Below are 18,393 nucleotides of genomic sequence, written 5' to 3' on the forward strand. Positions count from 1 at the left end.
GGGAGAAGACGAAGAGTAATTTCAAATATAGAAAAGAAAATGGCAACATTTAGGTCGATAAAAGAACTGACTCGTGCACTTCAACAGGGCTCAAAACTGCTGAGCAATATGTTCTTGCAGCGCAAGACGATTGCTGTGAAGTATGACGATGCCCTTGACACCCTTGATGGAGACGAAAATAAGCTGAAACATCTTATAACCTTTGGGGTAATCGTACAGACAGGCGACTCTCTGGAATTGGATGATGCTTATCAGCGATTCTTCGAAGAGGTGTTGGCGGTGAACGAGGATATCAACATCTCATCGGTCAAGATGTACATCGACAAATTGAATCTTGGTATTAGATCATATCTTGCTGCTGAGAACAATGCCCGTCGTGAGAGTTTCATGAGAGAAATACGTCATACCTTCAAGAGCATTGACAATGCCACCCGACGAAATGTGATTGACCTGAAACGCAACGTGGATGACACATACAAGCAGGAACCGAACTTTAAGATTAAGGAACTGCGTCTGAAGGATTTTGATGAGAAAGCCCGATTAATAGGTGAGCTGATACACCAGACAGAGCGAGTTATGGATGAAGAGACTATTTTCTTTTCGAGTGCATCAGACTATGGACTGAAGCAGACGGTGAGCGAAGTGCGTGACGGCTTGCGTGAATCGGCACACGGACTGATTGCCGTTACGGCACAGATAATTGAATATCTGAACCGAATAGAATACCAGAGTCGTCTGGTCAAGCGTGTGAGACAGTTGAAATACCTGCGTGACCAGTTTATGATAGAGCAATCCACCAACGTGAAGGAGCTGATGGCGCAGACCAATGTCGTCTGGATGGAAAGCAAGCCCAAATATGTGACCAGAGTGTCGCTGGATTTCCTTCGCAATGAGGATGCTGCGCTCGAGATATTGGACAACATCCGAAAACGCCTTTCCAAGAAAACAAATATCAAGTCAAGACTCGCGGAGAAGATTGACAGACGTTTTCTTGAGGAACAGACTGAAACGACGAGGGCTTTTAATCATCAGGAATTACTGAATGGCTTTATGGCACAAAGCGGCGACTTATTCTATTATATCTGGAACTACTCGTTCACCGAGGAGCTTGATCAGGAGTTGCGCCTAGTACTGTTCCTACAGATGGCGTCACAATATCCAGAGCAGATGCGCTATACCGCTGAGACAAAAGCAATTGACAATATAGAATACCCCGTAATATATCCACGATGAAATATACAAGTGAAGTTTTCCAACGCCTCAGTCGAGGGCAGTTCATATCAAGTAACAGCATTGATGCTGAGACCCGTGCTATCTACAGCGACATAGAAGAGAATCAGCAAGAGTATGAAGACTATTTCAGTAAGATAGACTTTCTGCTAAGCAGTGGTGACGGTTTCTATTATTTCAGCCGCAAGGAGGCAAAGGTCATCACCGAGAATAAGCTACAGTCGCTGTTCTCCTGGATAGACTATCTAGACTTCCTAAAGACCTACGACACAACCTTTGATGCCGGAACCCAATTCAGCTTGGTACAGATGGAGGTAAAACTCTCCACGATACCCGGGCTAAAGGAGAAACTTGCGCAGATGTTCCCGGACAAGTCAACGAACCGTCAGAAACTGGAGACACTGGCGGCAGCGATGGAGAGTATGGGCATTGCCGAAAAGGTGAACGAAGCCGACGGCACCTATCAGGTGACCAATGCTTTCCATTATATCGAGCAGATTATTCTTTGTATTAACATAGACGAAGACGTAAAAGATGAGATACCTCAATAAAATCATATTCATAAATAGTGCCCACGTGCCATACGCAGAGATAAAGCTCGATGGCAACGTGCATTTCATCGGTACACAAGGAGTAGGAAAATCCACGCTGCTCCGTGCCATCTTGTTCTTCTACAATGTGGACAAGAGCAAGCTGGGCATCAAGACACAGGCAGGACAGAAAGGCTACGATGAATTCTACCTGCCTCACCAGAATTCGTATATCATCTACGAAGTGTCCCGAGAGACAGGAAAGTTCTTTGTCATGACTTTCCTTTCGCATGGTCGAACAGCGTTCCGCATCGTGGACTGTGCATACGACAAGCGGTTCTTCGTCGAAGAAGACGGGAGCGCCCGTTATGAATGGGGACGCATCAGCGAACAGATTGGCACAAGGGTTTATAAGAGCAACATCATTCGAGGTTATGAGGAGTTTCGTGACATCATCTATGGCAACAGCCAGCAGGTGGCAAAAGAACTCCGCAGATTCTCATTGATGGAGAGCACGAAGTATCGGCAGGTGCCGTTGACCATACAGAATATTTTCCTGAACCAGAGCCTGGAATCGCGTGTCATCAAGGATACCATCATCGACTCGATGGACTTTGCAAGCGACGACATTGATCTGAACCGCTATCGAGATGAGGTGAAAAATTTCCGCCAGCAGTATGAGGATATCTGGAAGTGGTATAAGGTGGAGAAGAATGGTAAGATAAAGGTTAAGACGGAAGCCGACGCGGTTATTGAAAGATACACCCATTACGAGTATGTGCGCAAACTTATTTCAGAGCTTTGCGGCCAATTGAACTACGCCTTAAGCCGTGATGCCAATCGATTGCCTGTTCTTGGCGAACAAGAGTCTGTCCGCTGCACGGAACTATCACGGCAACGGAGGTTGTTGGGTGAAGAAGATGCAAAGTATAAAGCAGAGGTGGCTAGACTCAATCAGGAAGAAGGAGCAATAAAGTTCTTTCTGGAACAGGTGAAGTCAAAGCGGCAGCACTATACGGAAATCTGCATTGAGAAAATTGCAGAGCGCATCAGCAAAGAGGGTGAACTGAAGATTCAACAGCGCAGTCTCACACATCAGGAAGAGACTTTGACAAGCAAGAACCAGAGTGTCAAGTCGAAATATGACACGCTTACTCAAGAGGTCGATAACCGCCTGAGTGCGTTTGACTTGCAATGTCAGAAGCAACTCAATGAACTGGATCGTCAGAGAATAGAAGCGGAAGGCCGTTTACAGACAATATATAATGAAAAGGCAGAGACTATCCGAAATCAGTATGAACAGAAACTAAAAGAGAATCAGGGCCATTTGGACGAAGCGAGGAAAGCCGAGAATGACCTGAAACTCCAGGAGCAACGTGTCAAGCAATCCAATCCATACAAAGAAGAGATGGACGAGCAGGAGCGTAAGATAAAGGAATTGGGTGACAAGCAACTGGCTTTGTTCAAGGATTCTACCGAGAAGCAAAAGGAAATAGCCCACATCACCAATGAAGTGGCCATGCAGCGCAAAGAATTGGAGACAGCATGTGAGAGGGAGGTTTCTGCTATCGAGAATGACATCAAACATATTTCTATGGACATCGCAAAATTAGATGACATGCTGGGTCGCCAAAAGGGTTCGTTTATTGAATGGTTAGGTGAGAATGTTGATGGTTGGGAGGAAAATCTCGGCAAGGTACTTGATGAAGATACCATACTGTATAATACTTCACTCAACCCTCACAAATCTACATCTACTGACACTATATACGGCGTAAAGATTGACACATCCAATATCGAGAAGACCATCAAGACACCCGATGAATTGAAGTGCCAAAAAGCTTCGTTGGAACAGAAAGTGGAGGAACTGGAAAAGAAGATAACACTTCGCAAACAGCAGTTAGAAAAAGACATTGTAGAACTAGAGCGCCAACCCAGTTCTCAGCTGAAGCAACTTCGCAAGGACAAGATGAACCTTGATGCAGAATATAACCAGATTCCACATCGCATTGAAATGATTAAGAAGGATAAAACAGCCGCTGAAGAACGCTTGAAGAAGTGGCGTGAAGACGAGTTGGAGAAACTGCAGAAGAAGCTTGGAGAGGCAGGGAAAGAGATTGAGACACTTAACAAGCAGAAAGACGGTCTGACTGCTCAGCGAGATAAAGAAATGGCTTCCCTTCAAAGTTCTTACAACAAGCAGAAGAAAGAACTGAAGAGCAATTGTGACCAACAAAAAGCGGCAGTCAACGCGGAGCTGAAACAGAAGGAACAAGTTGCCATCCAACGAAAAGCTGAACTTATGGCTCAGATGGATGCAGAACTGAAAGGACTTGGAGTGGATGTGGACCAGTTGGCAGACATTCGTCGCCAACTTCAGAAGGTTACAGAAGACCTGAGATACATTGACGAGCATCGTGCAGACTTTATTTCGTGGCAGAATGACATCCGAGACTATTTCAATCAAGAGCAACAAAAGAAAGATGAGCGCAAAAATGTGCGTATGAAGATTGACGATCTGCAGGCTAAGTTCCAGAAACGCAAACAACAGTATGACGAAAAAATCAAGCTGTTGTCGGATGAGTTACACTCTCTGCAGGATGAGCAAAAGAGGTTGAAAGAAACCATTGAAAGGGTTCAGGCTTTTATGAATAATCCGTCCTGTCCTTCAGACATCTCTTCTGCAGGAGAGATGGAAACAGCGAAGTCGTTATCCGATATACTGGAAGAGTTGCGTGACCAGATTGCCTCCCAACAACGAAAGTTTGAGGAATTCAAGGATGCTGTCATCCGCTTCAAAAGTAATTTCTCACCCCAGAACACGTTCTTTTTCAGGACGGAGTTCAATACCGATGCAGACTATACGGATTTTGCTGCCGAACTGAATGAGTTTATCAGCAACAACAAGATTGAACAATACCGGGTGCGCACCAGCCGACAATATGCCACGATTATCAAACGTATAGCCAAGGATGTCAGTGATTTGAGTCAGCATAAGTCTGACATAGAAAGAACCATCCTTGACATCAATCGGGACTTCCGTGAAAACAATTTTGCTGGTGTTATTAAGGATATTGAGTTAAGGGCGGTGGAAAGCAACGACCGTTTGATGCAACAACTGCTGAACATTAAGCATTTTGACGACGAGCACGGTTTTGACATCGGACAGCTGAATCTCTTTACGGATGAAGATAATCTGAACCGTACAAACGATCAAGCCGTCAGACTTCTTATGACACTGATAGAAATGATGGATGCTGAGCAGAAACGCGAGCTGATAACTCTGGCTGATACTTTCAAACTGGAATTTAAGGTCAGGGAGAACGACAACGACACTAACTGGGTAGAGAAACTGTCCAATGTAGGCTCGGATGGTACAGATATTCTAGTGAAGGCCATGGTGAATATCATGCTTATAAATGTCTTCAAGCGGAAAATTACGCGTAAATTTGGAGATTTCAAGCTCCACTGTATGATGGACGAGATAGGCAAACTGCATCCGAACAATGTGGAGGGTATCCTGAAGTTTGCCAATGTCCGGAACATCAACCTAATTAACTCTTCACCAACCACCTACAACGCTCAGGCATACAAGTATACCTATTCTCTCAGTAAAGACGAGAATAGTAACACGATTGTTAAAACCCTGCTGACAATAAGATGAAAAAGACTGCCAAACTCATAGAGAAACTGATTCGTCTTGCCAATGGTGACGCCCTGCCAGCCAGTAGTTTAAAGGGCGCCTGGTTTGAACAGATGCAGAACGACGGCATCCTTCTGGCTACGGCACACGGTAGCCGCAAGAGTTTTAGGGCGTCAGACGGAATGACTCTCCGCCAGTATGTTGCCAGTCAGTTTGACATCCACGACTTAGAACAAACACGGTGCGTGCTTTCTGACGAAGATGTCAGTAGAGCCTCTTTGGTGGCTGCAACTGGCGATAGTAAGTTCCTTTCACGGAGAACTTTCAAGGGATTTCTTGTGAATAGTTATCAGCCTGTTACGGCTATCCTCAACGGACAAGAGATAATAATTCATCCCACTGAAGGAAGTTTCATATTTGTTGCCGACTATCAGCATTTCACAATTCCTCAGGATGTTGTCGTGGTTGGAGTGGAGAACGCAGAAAATTTCCGATATATCGCATTGCAGAAATATCTCTTTGCGCGATATGGACGCGTACTTTTTGTATCCCGTTATCCTCAAGACCAAAACAAAGATCTCATCAAATGGCTACAATCCATATCTAATCAATACGTCCATTTTGGAGATTTGGACTTGGCTGGTATCGCCATTTATGAGCATGAGTATTACCGTCACTTGGGAAATAAATCGTCATTATTCATACCTGATGATTTTGAGCAAAGGATTTCGAACGGGAATCCAAATAGGTATAATGCTCAGTTGCCCCAATACGGAAAAATGCAGATTGAGGACAAAAGAGTACTGCCTTTATTAGACTGCATCCACCTGTATCACAAAGGATATGACCAAGAGGGGTATATAAATATCTAGGGAGTGTCGATAAATATTAAGATTATTTATAACTATCTATTCCTCAATGTGATAGAAATTTTGTATCTTTGTAGATGATAAGAAAAATCCCCCAATCACCCTGAGAAGTGACAAATTGGGGGAATCACAAAAGTGATACGATGGCAAAGGTACAACATTTTTCTGGAATAAGCAAGCGAATTCCGTTCGAAGGGTTCGATTTTTATGATTTATTTAGAGTTACGTTTGAAAACAGCTCTCTGAACTTACTTCGGCAGAGAAGTCGCCTTTTTGCAGGCGTATGGTCTTGCCGCCCTTTGCTGCCTCTATCAGCGTGGGCACTTGGGCAAGAATGGCAAAAGCAAGCAGCATGCCTACGGCTGTAAGCACGCTGCTGTCAATCACTCCCATCGGTGGGCAGACGAATCCACCCACGATGAGGAGTATAGAGAGGATTAGAGTGACACGGAATGTAGTCATAAGCCTACATGTTTAGGTCAGTTACCCAAATCGCTGTCAGAACCCTGTGCTCCACTTCCGCCAGTGTTGTCGTTACCTTCGCCGTTGGAAGTGTCGTCGGACTGGGTGATGTCAACAGAGGTCTGTCCAGCCTTGATGGCCTTGAGGAGTGCAGCTTGAGCGTTGCGGCTTGCCACGAGGTTGAACTCAGCGTCGGCAAGGAGGTTTTTGAACTCGGTTCCTGGAGTCCACAAGACGTTTACTCCGGTGATGTTCTGCGAGGTGAACTTATCAGCAGTCTCAGCTCCCTTTGACTCAAGGATGATGGAGAAGTCACCGAGGTCGCCAAGTCGTATTTTCTTACCTTCTAACAACTGTTCGCGCATACAGTCTACGGCAAGATAGAGAATGGCAGAGATGTCTGCACGTGAGTAGACGCTGCCGTGGGTTGAGATGTGGCGTGCGAACTTCTCGATGGTTATCACGTCGGTGTACTGTGCGATGGCAAATGCATACTGCACTTCAGTCTTCACGAGGTCGAGGTCAGCCTGTTCTGGTTCTTTACCTTCTTCCTTTGCCTTCTTGATGCGCGATTTAGCCTGATTGATTTCAAAGAGGTTTGCGTTCACGCCACGCATTACGATGCTGTAGTTTATCATAAAGCTATTAGTTTTATGGTTGGGGTTCTCTCCCCCACCCTGGTTAACACTTTGTCAACATCCCGGATGCTTGTTGTTTTTCGGGTCTTAACTTATGCCTTCGACCAGTGTTAGGTTATGCCTTGCCTTGATCATTAGTTATGCCCTTTGTCAGCCACAAGTCTTATCCTTTGTTTGACATTGCAAAGTTACAGCTTTTTTCGTCTCGTTCTCCAGTTTTCCCCAAGAAGGCTATGTGTTTTCCCCGAGAAAATCACGTTAACAAAGTAACACTGCCGAATGCGGAATGTTACTTTGTTAACGTGATTTTGGTGTTAACTTTCATGTTATCTTATATTGTATTCCTTGTGCGTACCTTATTTATATAGTTTTTTTTTAATATATATATAATATAAAAGGTAACGTTAACAAGTAACACGTAAAATGCGAAATCACGGTAACAAAGTAACATTTTTCAGCTACCATAGCGTCCTGTCAGCTTCACCCACAGATACCTCTTCAGAAGCGAGAACAGTCCTTCCCGGTCCTTAAAGTCTTCGGCAGACATCGCAGCAAAGTCCAACGGGCATTGTTTCATAAAATCATCATGTAGCATGCCAGCGGTGGCTTCCATATCTTCTCTAAGGGAGATGATGGCGAAGCTGTCGGGCATTCTGACATTTTCGCGTCTTTCAAGTATCTCGCATATCAGCTTCTCGTGCGACCTCATGGTGGTGAGCGCAGTCACCATAAGTCCTTCGAGCGTGGTGTTGAGTTCTTTGTAGTATTCGTCCACTTCCTGGTATTTCTTCCCCTGGAAGAGCAGTCTGTTTGTTATCAGTGCCCTCTGCCTTAGCACTATCTGCCGCGGGTCGTATGGCATCTCCCTTGCCCCTCTTGGCGGGTTGCAGTAGGTCTGCAGCACCTTCACGTTGTCCATGGCGTTCACAGCCACGTACAGTATGTCGTGTAGCAGTGAAGTCATGTCCTGTGGCAGTCGTTGTCTCTTTGCCCATCGCATGAATATGATGAAGGCATATCTGTCGCAGCTTATCTCGTCGAGAAACTGCTGGTCCTTGTCGTTGAGCAGCTGCCCGATGTAGGTAGAGAGATCGGCGAGATAATGGTACAAGGTGACGTTTTCCTCCACTACTCTCCTCATCTCCTCGTCGCTGCAGCCCTCAGGAATCTGCGAGAGTATGAAGTTTTTCACGTCGTCCCTCATCATGGCCTTTGCGAAGTTCTCCTCGGTAAAAATCTTCGTGTACGGTCCTCTCAGGCTCTCCAGGACCTTCTTGCTCGTTGCTGTGGCAATGTCATGACTCTTCCCATATTGGCGGTAGTATTCGTGTGAAATCTCGTGAAACAGTGTGAAGAGCACCTGGTAGCGTATGAAACTATTGGTCTCATATCTCATTTCCTCCATTTTTTCCTTGAGCTGCAGTCGTTTCACCTCCTCGGAGAATCGGGTGAAAAAAGCTCTGGCATGGTCATACTCGTCGAGACTTATGCACTCGTAGAACAATATGTAGTAGGCAAGGGCATTCCCGATGTTGATGTTGCGTATAACTGCGATGTTGTAGAGAGCCAGCACTGTCTCAACACGCGGGTTGAAGAATAGCGTGTGTCGCTTTGTCCCGTCGTCGTTTCCAGAACTCTTCAGATGCGGGAAGAGCGTGGTGCCGTATTCCTCTTCCGTGAGCAGAGTATCCTTAAACTCGTAGTTGAATACCTTTTGCGCAATGGCAAATAATTCGTTATACAGATTTATCATGTTCCAGGATGAAGATGGTTTGACACATGGTTAAGAAGTCTTTTGATATTTTTTTGTTGACAGATGTGAGCGAGATGTTGTCAAACACATCACTTCCAAAGTTGGCCTCTATCATCTTGAGCACGTCGTATAGCTCGCCCGCCGTGCCTTTAAACTCAAACAGGGTCTCGTTGGAGTTGGCGTTGCCGTCGAAGTCTGACATGCAGACCATTTTGTAGTCCACATCATTTACCAAAAGGAAGTTCTCGATCTTGTTTTTCTCTTTCTTGGTCACATTCTTCACCAGGATGACAAAATTTTCATGCTCTTTCTTCGAATCCTTCTTTAATTGCTTACGCTCCTTTTCCCTCCATTCCAAGTCATTTATCATATTGCGGATGTGGTGGCTCACCGCCGCCACGTTGTTTCCTCGCTCCAGATTTGGTGCGAGGTCTATCAGCGTCTGTATGAATGGGGCACTGAGGGCAGAGACAGAGTTCACCTTCCCGACTCCCCGCAGATGCGAAACCACCTGATAGGCAATGTCGCGACCCTTCTTTGCATTTTTCAGTCGCCTCAGAGTCTCATTTATTTCACGTATGTTCAACTGTGGGTCCAGCCACTCGTATAATGCTTGTATTTTATCCTCTGGCATAATCAAAAGCTTTAGTTGTGTGACATAGATAGTTTGTGGGGTCAAAGGTAATGCTTTTTCTTGTATTGAGCAAGAAAAGCCAACGTTTTTTTCACTACCGTTAAAGATTATCGCTAAAACATATTTTATTTCGCTTAAAGCATATTTTATCGTTAAGCGGCAGTCAATACGGGGAGAATGAAAATGACTTACCTTTGCATCGACAAAACGACAGGATGGCCATCTCTATCGTTGGTAGAACAAACTTAGTTACAAACAAAAAAACATTAGAATCATGACACAGTCAACACCTACGTTCATTGAACCTTCAATGGTACAATCAACATTCTTCGAGTCGCTCGACACCGATGGACGAGAGTTCTATGCCAACATCTTCGCGTCGCTGCGCTCCAGCAACCGCCAGTGGCTCGCCCTTGCGCTTTACAGATGGCACAAGTATGGACTATGGCCAGAGACAAACCGCAACCCCTTCATGCAGAGCCTCTTCACCGCCATAGTAGACGCTGAGGACTGTGCGGCCTTCGACGAGAAATGTGCAAATCTCGGTGCGTTTCACAAATCGAATCTCGAGCCACTCCACCTACGTCTGAAGAAGTGGTTCAGCTACAAGCTGTCACTCTTTTTCCCAAAGAAATGACGCCCATGGACAGAGCCGACATCGACAAGCTGCGGGAGCTGCCAATAGAGGGAGTGGCGGAGCGTCTCGGACTTAATGTGAAGAGACACCACTGCCTCTGCCCTTTCCACGGCGACCGCACTCCAAGCCTCTCCTTCAGCGTGAAAAGAAACACATACCGCTGCTGGTCGTGCTCAGCCCGTGGCGACCCCATCGACCTGGTACGCAACTACCTTAACAAGTCGTTTGTAGAGGCCTGCCAATGGCTTGCCGACGAGAATGCCATAATCATCAGTGAATACAAACCCGAAAAGACGATGACACAGCCAACAAAGTTTCATGCCGACTTCTACAGCTTCCTCATAGGCAACCTGCCCCTTGGGAGCTTGGCACAGGACTTCCTCTTCAACGACCGAAAGTACAACCACGACGTTGTAAGCCGGTTGGACATCAAGTCTGTAGAGTGTTCAGGGCGCAGGTTGCTCGACTTCCTGCGCCAGCGTTTCACCGAAGAGCAGTTGCAGGAATATGGCATAGTAAGCGGACAGGCTGACAGGAAGCATTGCTTCTTCTGGTCTCCATGCCTATTGATACCCTATTTCTCAGTGGACGGCAGTCTGGAGGGCATTCAGTCAAGATACCTCGGTACACGCATGCGGTTCAATACTGCAGAGGCACAGGCAAAGCACGATGCCATAGCCGCCAAGGCCCCACGGTTTCAGTTCTCGCCAGGCAGTCACCCCATGATCTTTAACCTTCCGGTGCTAAAAGACCTAAAGCCCGACGAGGAGCTTTGGATTACGGAGGGCGTGAGCGACTGCATAGGTGTGATGTCGTCGGGACGCAAGGCCATTGCAATACCTTCAGCCACCCTGCTCACCAGTAAGAACAAGGTACTGCTCGCCTCGGCACCCACGAGAAACTGGCACATTGCCCCCGACCAAGACCAAGCCGGCGAAACCCTCTTCCAAGCTATCGAGGCGACAGCCAACGAAACGGGAGCCAAGCTCACGAGACACCAGCTGCCGGAGGGATGCAAGGATTTCAGCGAATATTGGAAAAGAAGGTAAGGAGTTGAGCGAATGCGAAAGTTGAATTAAAAAAAAATAATCATCATGGAAATAACAAGAAAACGAATAGAGACAAACCGGGCATATACAGCAGGTATACTCTCTGTAAACGGCAAGACCGTGGCCCCATACACACTGGAATACACCCAGTGTATGATTCCAGCCGGAACATATCAGGTAACAATTGTCAGCTACCCTAAGATGGAACACCGACGACTTGCCATTGTACCAGAAGACTATGACCCAGAGGACTTACACCCTCGCGTCATAGCAACCATCAGAAGCGGCAACAGCTATCGCAACGTGATGTACACACCACACATGGTTCTCGGCGAGAGACTTATCTCGGGTGCCGTCATCAACAGCCTCAAACTGTACATCCGCCTCTTCGAACGCATAGAGAAATGTGTGATACGCGGAGAACGCATCACACTCAAAGTCACCGACGACGGGATGAGGGAGAGCAGAGTAGCAAGACATTGGACGATTGGTGAGGAGTAAAACTTCCCATTAACCCCAGAAACAAATACATAATAATCATGAAAAAAGAAAAGACGACCAAGACAACGGACATCGGGAACATGGAACTACCGGAGTGCATCGCGCTCTTCGTGAATTCGGCACCCGATGAATTCAAACTAGCAGTGCTGCTTTCGGTGATATGCTGCTACTGCACACTTGCAACACGACTTCGTGTAAAATACCTCTACGACCTCGACCTCCACGCTTTGCTACTGCAGATACTGATAGTGGGCGAGCCGGGAGCTGGAAAATCGTTTACTCGAGGCATAGTGAAACGACTGATGGGACGTCTCAGACTGCGCGACAAGGAAGAACGAAACAAGGAGAAGGATTACCGAAAGATGGTAAGGAAGATAAAAAACAAAAACCTGCCTGACGAACCGGTGGTTGACGTGAGATGCATTCAGACCATTACACGGTCAATGCTCACCAAACGTGCCGACGCCATACAGACAAAATTCGGCGAGCCCCTCTCCTTCTTCCTCTTTGCCGAAGAGATGAGCCTCATGGCAGACTCCAACAAGCGTGCCTATGCCGACCTGCGCACTCTCGACCGTCTCGCCTATGACCTCGGTGCTGAGTTTTGCAGCGAGACAATGTACGACGGCGGCTGCAACTCCGACGTTGACATCTGCTGGAACTCGCTATTCTGCGGCACTGAGCACAGCCTTGAAGAGTATATCGACAAGAGGAGCATTGAGGGGGGCAACGTGACACGCAAGGTGCTGTGCAAACTGCCCGACATGCTCGGAGACAACGCGCCAAAGTTCAAACCCATCGACAGCACCGGCTCTGCCATAATCCAAAATATGGTGGACAGACTGATGGACGAGACCTACGGAGAAAACGACAAGCTTCAGCCTACCCACGAGATTCCAATGGCATGGATGGACCCACAGGTGGAGAAATGGTGTCAGGCACAGCGTGTTGAGGTATTGAAGTCGGGCAGCCGTGCACGCAACTGCTTCTACAAGCGCTCCTCGCTTTCAGCCTTCCGTATGGCAGCCTTGCTCTACTATCTTTGGGGCGAGGACGAGAGCAAGCAGAAGCAGGTGGTAAAGTTCTATCACTTCATGGCAACATACATAGTTGACGGACTACTGGAACAATGGGGACGCGAGTACGACCAGATGCACCAAGCCGACAAAGACTCACTGGCTGGACAGAAGACCTCCATCTACGACAGTCTGCCAAACCAATTTACACGCGACCAGCTGCGCGAGTTAATCGTGAAGCTCAGCCTCAAGACCGACGCCCGAAACTTCATCTGCAAGTGGAAGCATGCAAAACTCATTCGTGAAGTAAAGGAAAGCAATACAGAATTGTTTGAGAAAAACTACAAGTCATAGTATGGTAAAGATAACATTCTTCATTTTGGGCTGTTTATTGATGGCAGGGTGTGCAAGCACCCGCCATATGCCACAAATCGTGGAGCGGACAGTACACGACACGCTGTATCAGAACACACTACAATACGACAGCGTATACATCGACAACACCTCCTATACCTACAAGGATGCCGACACGGTGTATAAGGAGAAGGTGAGATACGAGTACAAATACAAACTCCTGCGCGACACCGTACGCATACACAAGGTGGATAGCATCCCTGTGGTAAGGGAAGTGGAAAACGTGAGGGAAGTAAGAACCACGCCTTCCTACTGCAAACTCCTTGTCTTAATAGCCATATTGCTCTTGACAGGTATAATCATTAAAACATTAAAATAACACTACAATGAAATTGACTCAACATTTTTCGTTGGCAGAGTTCGTACGCTCTGCCACTGCCCAAAAATTGGGCATCGACAACAGCCTCAACACCTCTGACAAGGCAGACCAAACAATAGTACGCAACCTTAAGGCTCTCAGCGAGAACATACTCGAACCTCTGCGCGAGTACACCTGCCAGCCCATCGTCATCTCCTCCGGCTACCGCTGCCCAGCCCTCAACAAGGCAGTGGGCGGCAGCAAGACGTCGCAACATCTAACGGGAGAAGCCTGCGACATTCACATCCCGTCCATCAAACAGGGCAGGATATGGTTGGAGTGGATAATGGACAACGCCTCCTTCGATCAGCTTATCTGGGAGCACAACAAGGGAGGCACCTACTGGATTCACGTCTCTTACAAGGCTGACCCGACCAAAAACCGCCAGCAAGTAATAAGGATGAGGAAAGATTAAAAATTAAACATTTAAAGATTAAAGAATTAAAGGTGGGAAGAAAAAGGGGAAAAAAGTTTGGAGAATTGGGAGGGATGTTGTATCTTTGCACCCGTAAGTAATAATTTTTAAATGAGTATGAACAATATCAAACGACTGCCATACGGAATAGCGGACTTTGAATACGTAATGAGGGATAATCTTTATTACGTTGACAAAACCATGTATATACCGATACTTGAGGAACAGCCAAACTACCTGATGTTCATCCGTCCACGACGGTTTGGCAAGAGTTTGCTGCTGAGTATGCTCAAGACCTACTACGACAAGGCAAAGAAAGACCAGTTTGAGGAAATCTTCGGCTCGCTGTGGATAGGAAAACACCCAACGCCCCTGATGGGAAGATACCAGGTGATGCACCTCGACTTCTCGCAGATTGGAGGTAGCATAGACGAATTGGAGAAGAAATTTGACAAGTACTTAGCCCTTATGCTTAATGCCTTTGTGAGAAAGTATGCTGACGACTACCCGGATTATTTCATTGAGGAATTTTTCAAGGAGGAATGTGGCACCAACAAACTTATCATGATTACCACTGTCGCACGATCTCTCAAAATCCCGATGTACCTCATCATCGACGAGTACGACAACTTCACCAATGTTGTGTTGAGCGAGAAGGGCGAGGAGGTGTATCACAAGATGACACATGCCGAGGGGTTCTACCGCGACGTGTTCAAGAAGTTCAAGGGCACGTTTGAGAGGATTTTCTTCACGGGAGTGAGCCCCGTCACACTCGACGACCTCACAAGCGGCTTCAACATAGGCTGGAACATCTCCACCCTGTTCTATTTCGACAAGCTGCTCGGCTTCTCCACCGAAGAAGTGCGCGAGATGTTTACGTACTACAAAGGTGTGGGTATGCTGCCGGGAGACTGTGACATTGAGGCGATGATAGAGGAGATGAGACCCTGGTATGACAACTATTGCTTCGCCGAGGAATGTCTCAAGGACAGCAACCGCGTGTTCAACAGCGACATGGTATTGTTCTATCTGCGCAACTACATAATGTACAAGTCGTCACCAAAAAACATGCTCGACCCGAACACGAAGACCGACTACAACAAACTGAAGAAACTCATTCAGCTCGACCGTCTCGACGGCGACCGCAAGGGTGTATTGCGCAAGATTGCAGAGGAGGGGGAGATAGTTGCAGAAGTGCTGCCATCTTTCCCCGCCTACCAGTTGGTCAAACCCGAAATGTTTGTCAGTCTGTTGTTTTATTATGGCATGCTAACAATAAAGGGCACATACGGGCAGCAGCTCATCCTCGGCATTCCCAACAACAATGTCAGAATGCAATACTACAACTACCTGATGGAGAACTATTCTCCAGCTTGCGGTATTGACACCAAAGACCTTGTAACAATGTTTACACGCATGACCTTCGACGGCAAGTGGCAAGAATTGCTACAATATATGTGCGACTGCTACAAGCAGCTGTCCTCAGTGCGCGATGCCATAGAGGGAGAAAGAAACATACAAGGCTTCTTCATGGCTTATCTCAGCCTCTGCAACTATTATATCATTGCACCGGAACTGGAGCTAAACCATGGCTACTGCGACCTTTTCCTGCTTCCAAACATGACCCACTACCAGGCAAACCACAGCTATATACTCGAACTGAAATACCTCCCGAAGGCTGACTATTCCGAGGAGACGGCACAGGAGCAATGGGACAAGGCCGTAAAGCAAATCAACGACTATGCAGTGGCCCCGAGAGTGGAAGCCTTGCGCCAAGGCACAAAGCTCCACAAAATCATTGTACAGTTCTGCGGATGGGAGGCGGTCAGGATGGAAGAAGTGTAAAAGAATTAAAGAATTAAAAAATTAAAGAATTAAAGAACTCAAATTTCGGAAATAATGGAAGTTAAGGAAGTTTTCTTATACATATTATCAACCCCTAAACAAAAAACAAAAAAAGAACATGAAACATTTTATTATTTCTCTTGCGATGCTCGCTGGAATGGCGACAATGCCTTCGGCAACCAGTGCACAAAACCCGCAAAAAGGCGACTACGGATACCTCTATTGCCACATGAGCGACAGAGGGGAATGGACGGCTTACGCCATCAGCCGGGACGGAATGAACTTTAAAGACATCAACAACGGCGACAGCATCTTCTCTCCTTACGAACACGCAAGGATAGAAGGCGGCACACGCGACGCCTTCATCTGCCGTACATACGACACGAAGGGATACGTGATGGTGACCACCGACATGTGTGTGAGGAAAAGCCATGTGTGGAACAACTACGGAATTGACCTGCTAAGAAGCAAAGACCTCATAAACTGGAAGTCGGTGACGTTCGACTTCCGCAAAGGCGCTTCGATATTCTGCGACCCTGAATCGCCCGACGTATACAAAAACTGGGCTACAATAAACCGTGTATGGGCTCCACAGATATTCTGGGACCCAAACTACACCTGGAGCGACGGAAAGAAGGGCGGATACTTCATATACTATTCGATGTGGAACAAGGCTGAGGAGGCATACGACCGCATGTACTACTCTTATGCCGACAAGTCGTTTACTCGCCTCACCAAACCACGCCTTCTCTTCGACTGGGGCTATGCCACCATTGACGCCGACATCAACTTCCTGCCAGCCGACGGCCTATACCACATGATGATTAAGAAGGAGGGCGGAAAGCCTGGCCTGTTCACCTCTACCGCCCCATCGCTCACCGGACCATGGAGCCTGCCTGTGGACGACGACTACGTGGACTTTGAAGGCAACAAGAAATGTGAGGGTGTGTCGGCATTCCAGCTCGTGGGCGACGACACATGGCGCATTGCATACATTGAATATTCCTCTAACCCGAAGCATTACCGCATCTGCAAGGCCGACCGCTTCATGCGCAACTTCTCTGACCCTGTAGACATAAAGGGTGTGAACGGCCCGCAGCACGGTTCGTTTATGCGACTGACAAAGAAGGAGTACAAACGACTGGAAAACTGGGACAAGAACCTAAAGAAATAAGTCAGAGGGGCGGGTGGATATCCCGCCCCTCTCTCATCTTTATTCACTGCTAACAGAGAAATAATTATCCCTTATCGGCTTCACCACCTTTTCGCCTGTGAGAGTGAGGGTGCGGGTGAGACGGATGTCTTGCGACGACGAGCCTACTTTCAGCAAGTAACGACCTGGGGCGATGTTCCACTGGCGGGAGCCGGAATGAGTATAATAGCCCAACTGGTCGGTAAACACCTTTATCTTCACCGTCTTGGTTTCACCTGCCTTCAACGACACACGGGCAAAGCCCTGAAGCTGGATGGGACGGAGATTCTGGGTGGCGGTGGCCGGCGAAAGGTATAGCTGGGCTATCTCGTCGGCATCCATCCTGCCAGTATTGGTCACGTCAAACGACAGGGTGAACGACTCGTCGGTGGTCTTTGCCTCCGAATCCATCTTCATATTGTCATATTTAAAAGAGGTGTAGCTCAGACCATAGCCAAAGGGCCATGCCACACGACTGTCTTGGCTGACAGATGTGTTGTAGCACAGCGGCTCGTTGAGTTCCACGTTAGGATAGCTCACGCACAGCTTTGCCGAAGGCGAGATGTTGCCATAAAGGATATCTGCCACGGCATGACCACCCTCTTCGCCTGGATACCACGCCTGTATGATGGCGGCACAGTTGTCGGCAATGTTGGAGATGACTTGTGCACGACCGCCAAACATCACGAGCACTACTGGCTTGCCAGTAGCAATGAGACTCTCGACAAACTGCTCTTGAGAGCCAGGCAGACGAAGTCCTTTACGGTCGCGGTTTTCGCCACACAACATCACGTTTTCTCCCATGGCAGCCACAATCACATCGGCCTCCTCAGCCATGGAGAGAGCCTCTTCGCGGTTGGCTATCTCGCCTGAGTCCACCTTACGGTGAAGGAGTTTGTATTCCCATGCACGCTGGTCGCCGCCTTCAGAGTATTTAGTTTCTATCTCCTCTGTCCAGTCGCATCCTCTCGAATAGTTTATGGCCATATTGTTTGGCATACGGTCGATCATGCCTTCCAGCAGTCTTACTATGTGCGGATGGTCAAGGTCGTCGGTAATGCCTTTCCAGAAGTAAGACATCGACGGGAAGCTATAGTCACCACACATGGCCCACATGGAGTTGGCGTTGGGTCCGGTGACAAATATGTGCTTGTTGCCCTTGAACGGCAGAATGCCATTGTTTTTGAGCAGCACTATCGACTGTGAG

Annotated in this window: 17 protein-coding genes; 12 read left to right on the forward strand and 5 right to left on the reverse strand. The window is 47.3% G+C overall.

Annotation, left to right across the window (positions count from 1 at the left end; genetic code table 11):
- Nucleotides 1-39 precede the first annotated feature (39 nt).
- From CIK98_RS06825 to CIK98_RS06840, 4 genes are read left to right on the forward strand one after another with little or no spacing between them, the layout of a single operon-like run.
- Nucleotides 40-1,233 carry a hypothetical protein gene (locus CIK98_RS06825; protein WP_094383508.1) on the forward strand — a complete coding sequence of 398 codons (1,194 nt, stop codon included), beginning with the start codon at nucleotides 40-42 and terminating at the stop codon, nucleotides 1,231-1,233.
- Complete coding sequence (locus tag CIK98_RS06830) at nucleotides 1,230-1,781, forward strand: hypothetical protein (protein WP_094383509.1); 552 nt, start codon at nucleotides 1,230-1,232, stop codon at nucleotides 1,779-1,781. Before CIK98_RS06825 ends, CIK98_RS06830 begins: the two co-directional genes overlap by 4 nt.
- Entirely contained in the window at nucleotides 1,765-5,424 is a 3,660-nt protein-coding gene (locus CIK98_RS06835; RefSeq protein WP_094383510.1) for an ATP-binding protein, read from the forward strand. The genes CIK98_RS06830 and CIK98_RS06835 overlap by 17 nt, the downstream gene beginning before the upstream one ends.
- A complete protein-coding gene (locus tag CIK98_RS06840) occupies nucleotides 5,421-6,275 on the forward strand; it encodes a hypothetical protein (protein ID WP_094383511.1) in 855 nt (284 codons plus the stop codon). Before CIK98_RS06835 ends, CIK98_RS06840 begins: the two co-directional genes overlap by 4 nt.
- A 219-nt stretch (nucleotides 6,276-6,494) precedes the next feature.
- On the opposite strand, the gene CIK98_RS17615 is transcribed toward CIK98_RS06840, so the two are convergent.
- From CIK98_RS17615 to CIK98_RS06855, 4 genes are all read right to left on the reverse strand, one after another.
- On the reverse strand, nucleotides 6,495-6,734 hold the full coding sequence (locus tag CIK98_RS17615) for a hypothetical protein (protein WP_141210452.1): 240 nt from the start codon (nucleotides 6,732-6,734) through the stop codon (nucleotides 6,495-6,497).
- A gap of 17 nt (nucleotides 6,735-6,751) precedes the next feature.
- Complete coding sequence (locus CIK98_RS06845) at nucleotides 6,752-7,372, reverse strand: HU family DNA-binding protein (RefSeq protein WP_094383512.1); 621 nt, start codon at nucleotides 7,370-7,372, stop codon at nucleotides 6,752-6,754.
- Between the two features lie 454 nt (nucleotides 7,373-7,826).
- On the reverse strand, nucleotides 7,827-9,125 hold the full coding sequence (locus CIK98_RS06850; RefSeq protein ID WP_094383513.1) for a hypothetical protein: 1,299 nt from the start codon (nucleotides 9,123-9,125) through the stop codon (nucleotides 7,827-7,829).
- Nucleotides 9,109-9,759, reverse strand: a complete 651-nt coding sequence (locus CIK98_RS06855; protein ID WP_094383514.1) for a hypothetical protein — start codon at nucleotides 9,757-9,759, stop codon at nucleotides 9,109-9,111. The genes CIK98_RS06850 and CIK98_RS06855 overlap by 17 nt, the downstream gene beginning before the upstream one ends.
- Nucleotides 9,760-10,033: 274 nt before the next feature.
- Here CIK98_RS06855 and CIK98_RS17620 point away from each other — a divergent pair, with 274 nt between their 5' ends.
- The 8 genes from CIK98_RS17620 to CIK98_RS06890 all read left to right on the forward strand — a co-directional run bounded on the left by CIK98_RS17620 (nucleotide 10,034) and on the right by CIK98_RS06890 (nucleotide 17,168).
- Nucleotides 10,034-10,396 carry a hypothetical protein gene (locus CIK98_RS17620; RefSeq protein WP_141210453.1) on the forward strand — a complete coding sequence of 121 codons (363 nt, stop codon included), beginning with the start codon at nucleotides 10,034-10,036 and terminating at the stop codon, nucleotides 10,394-10,396.
- A gap of 5 nt (nucleotides 10,397-10,401) precedes the next feature.
- A complete protein-coding gene (locus tag CIK98_RS06860; protein ID WP_172409849.1) occupies nucleotides 10,402-11,445 on the forward strand; it encodes a CHC2 zinc finger domain-containing protein in 1,044 nt (347 codons plus the stop codon).
- A gap of 45 nt (nucleotides 11,446-11,490) precedes the next feature.
- Nucleotides 11,491-11,946 carry a DUF5675 family protein gene (locus CIK98_RS06865; protein WP_094383516.1) on the forward strand — a complete coding sequence of 152 codons (456 nt, stop codon included), beginning with the start codon at nucleotides 11,491-11,493 and terminating at the stop codon, nucleotides 11,944-11,946.
- Nucleotides 11,947-11,984: 38 nt separating this feature from the next.
- On the forward strand, nucleotides 11,985-13,316 hold the full coding sequence (locus tag CIK98_RS06870; RefSeq protein ID WP_094383517.1) for a hypothetical protein: 1,332 nt from the start codon (nucleotides 11,985-11,987) through the stop codon (nucleotides 13,314-13,316).
- 1 nt (nucleotide 13,317) lies between these two features.
- A complete protein-coding gene (locus tag CIK98_RS06875) occupies nucleotides 13,318-13,695 on the forward strand; it encodes a hypothetical protein (protein ID WP_094383518.1) in 378 nt (125 codons plus the stop codon).
- A 7-nt stretch (nucleotides 13,696-13,702) separates the two neighbouring features.
- Nucleotides 13,703-14,149 carry a D-Ala-D-Ala carboxypeptidase family metallohydrolase gene (locus CIK98_RS06880; RefSeq protein ID WP_094383519.1) on the forward strand — a complete coding sequence of 149 codons (447 nt, stop codon included), beginning with the start codon at nucleotides 13,703-13,705 and terminating at the stop codon, nucleotides 14,147-14,149.
- A 117-nt stretch (nucleotides 14,150-14,266) separates the two neighbouring features.
- Nucleotides 14,267-15,994, forward strand: coding sequence for an ATP-binding protein (locus CIK98_RS06885; RefSeq protein WP_094383520.1), 1,728 nt, complete (start codon nucleotides 14,267-14,269; stop codon nucleotides 15,992-15,994).
- Nucleotides 15,995-16,112: 118 nt separating this feature from the next.
- Nucleotides 16,113-17,168 carry a glycoside hydrolase family 43 protein gene (locus CIK98_RS06890; protein ID WP_094383521.1) on the forward strand — a complete coding sequence of 352 codons (1,056 nt, stop codon included), beginning with the start codon at nucleotides 16,113-16,115 and terminating at the stop codon, nucleotides 17,166-17,168.
- Nucleotides 17,169-17,207: 39 nt separating this feature from the next.
- Here CIK98_RS06890 and CIK98_RS06895 read toward each other — a convergent pair.
- Nucleotides 17,208-18,393, reverse strand: a 1,186-nt coding sequence (locus tag CIK98_RS06895; RefSeq protein WP_172409850.1) for a glycoside hydrolase family 3 C-terminal domain-containing protein, incomplete at its 5' end; no start/stop codon positions are given.

Source organism: Prevotella sp. P2-180 (assembly GCF_002251435.1).
In the GTDB taxonomy this organism is placed as follows: Bacteria; Bacteroidota; Bacteroidia; order Bacteroidales; family Bacteroidaceae; genus Prevotella.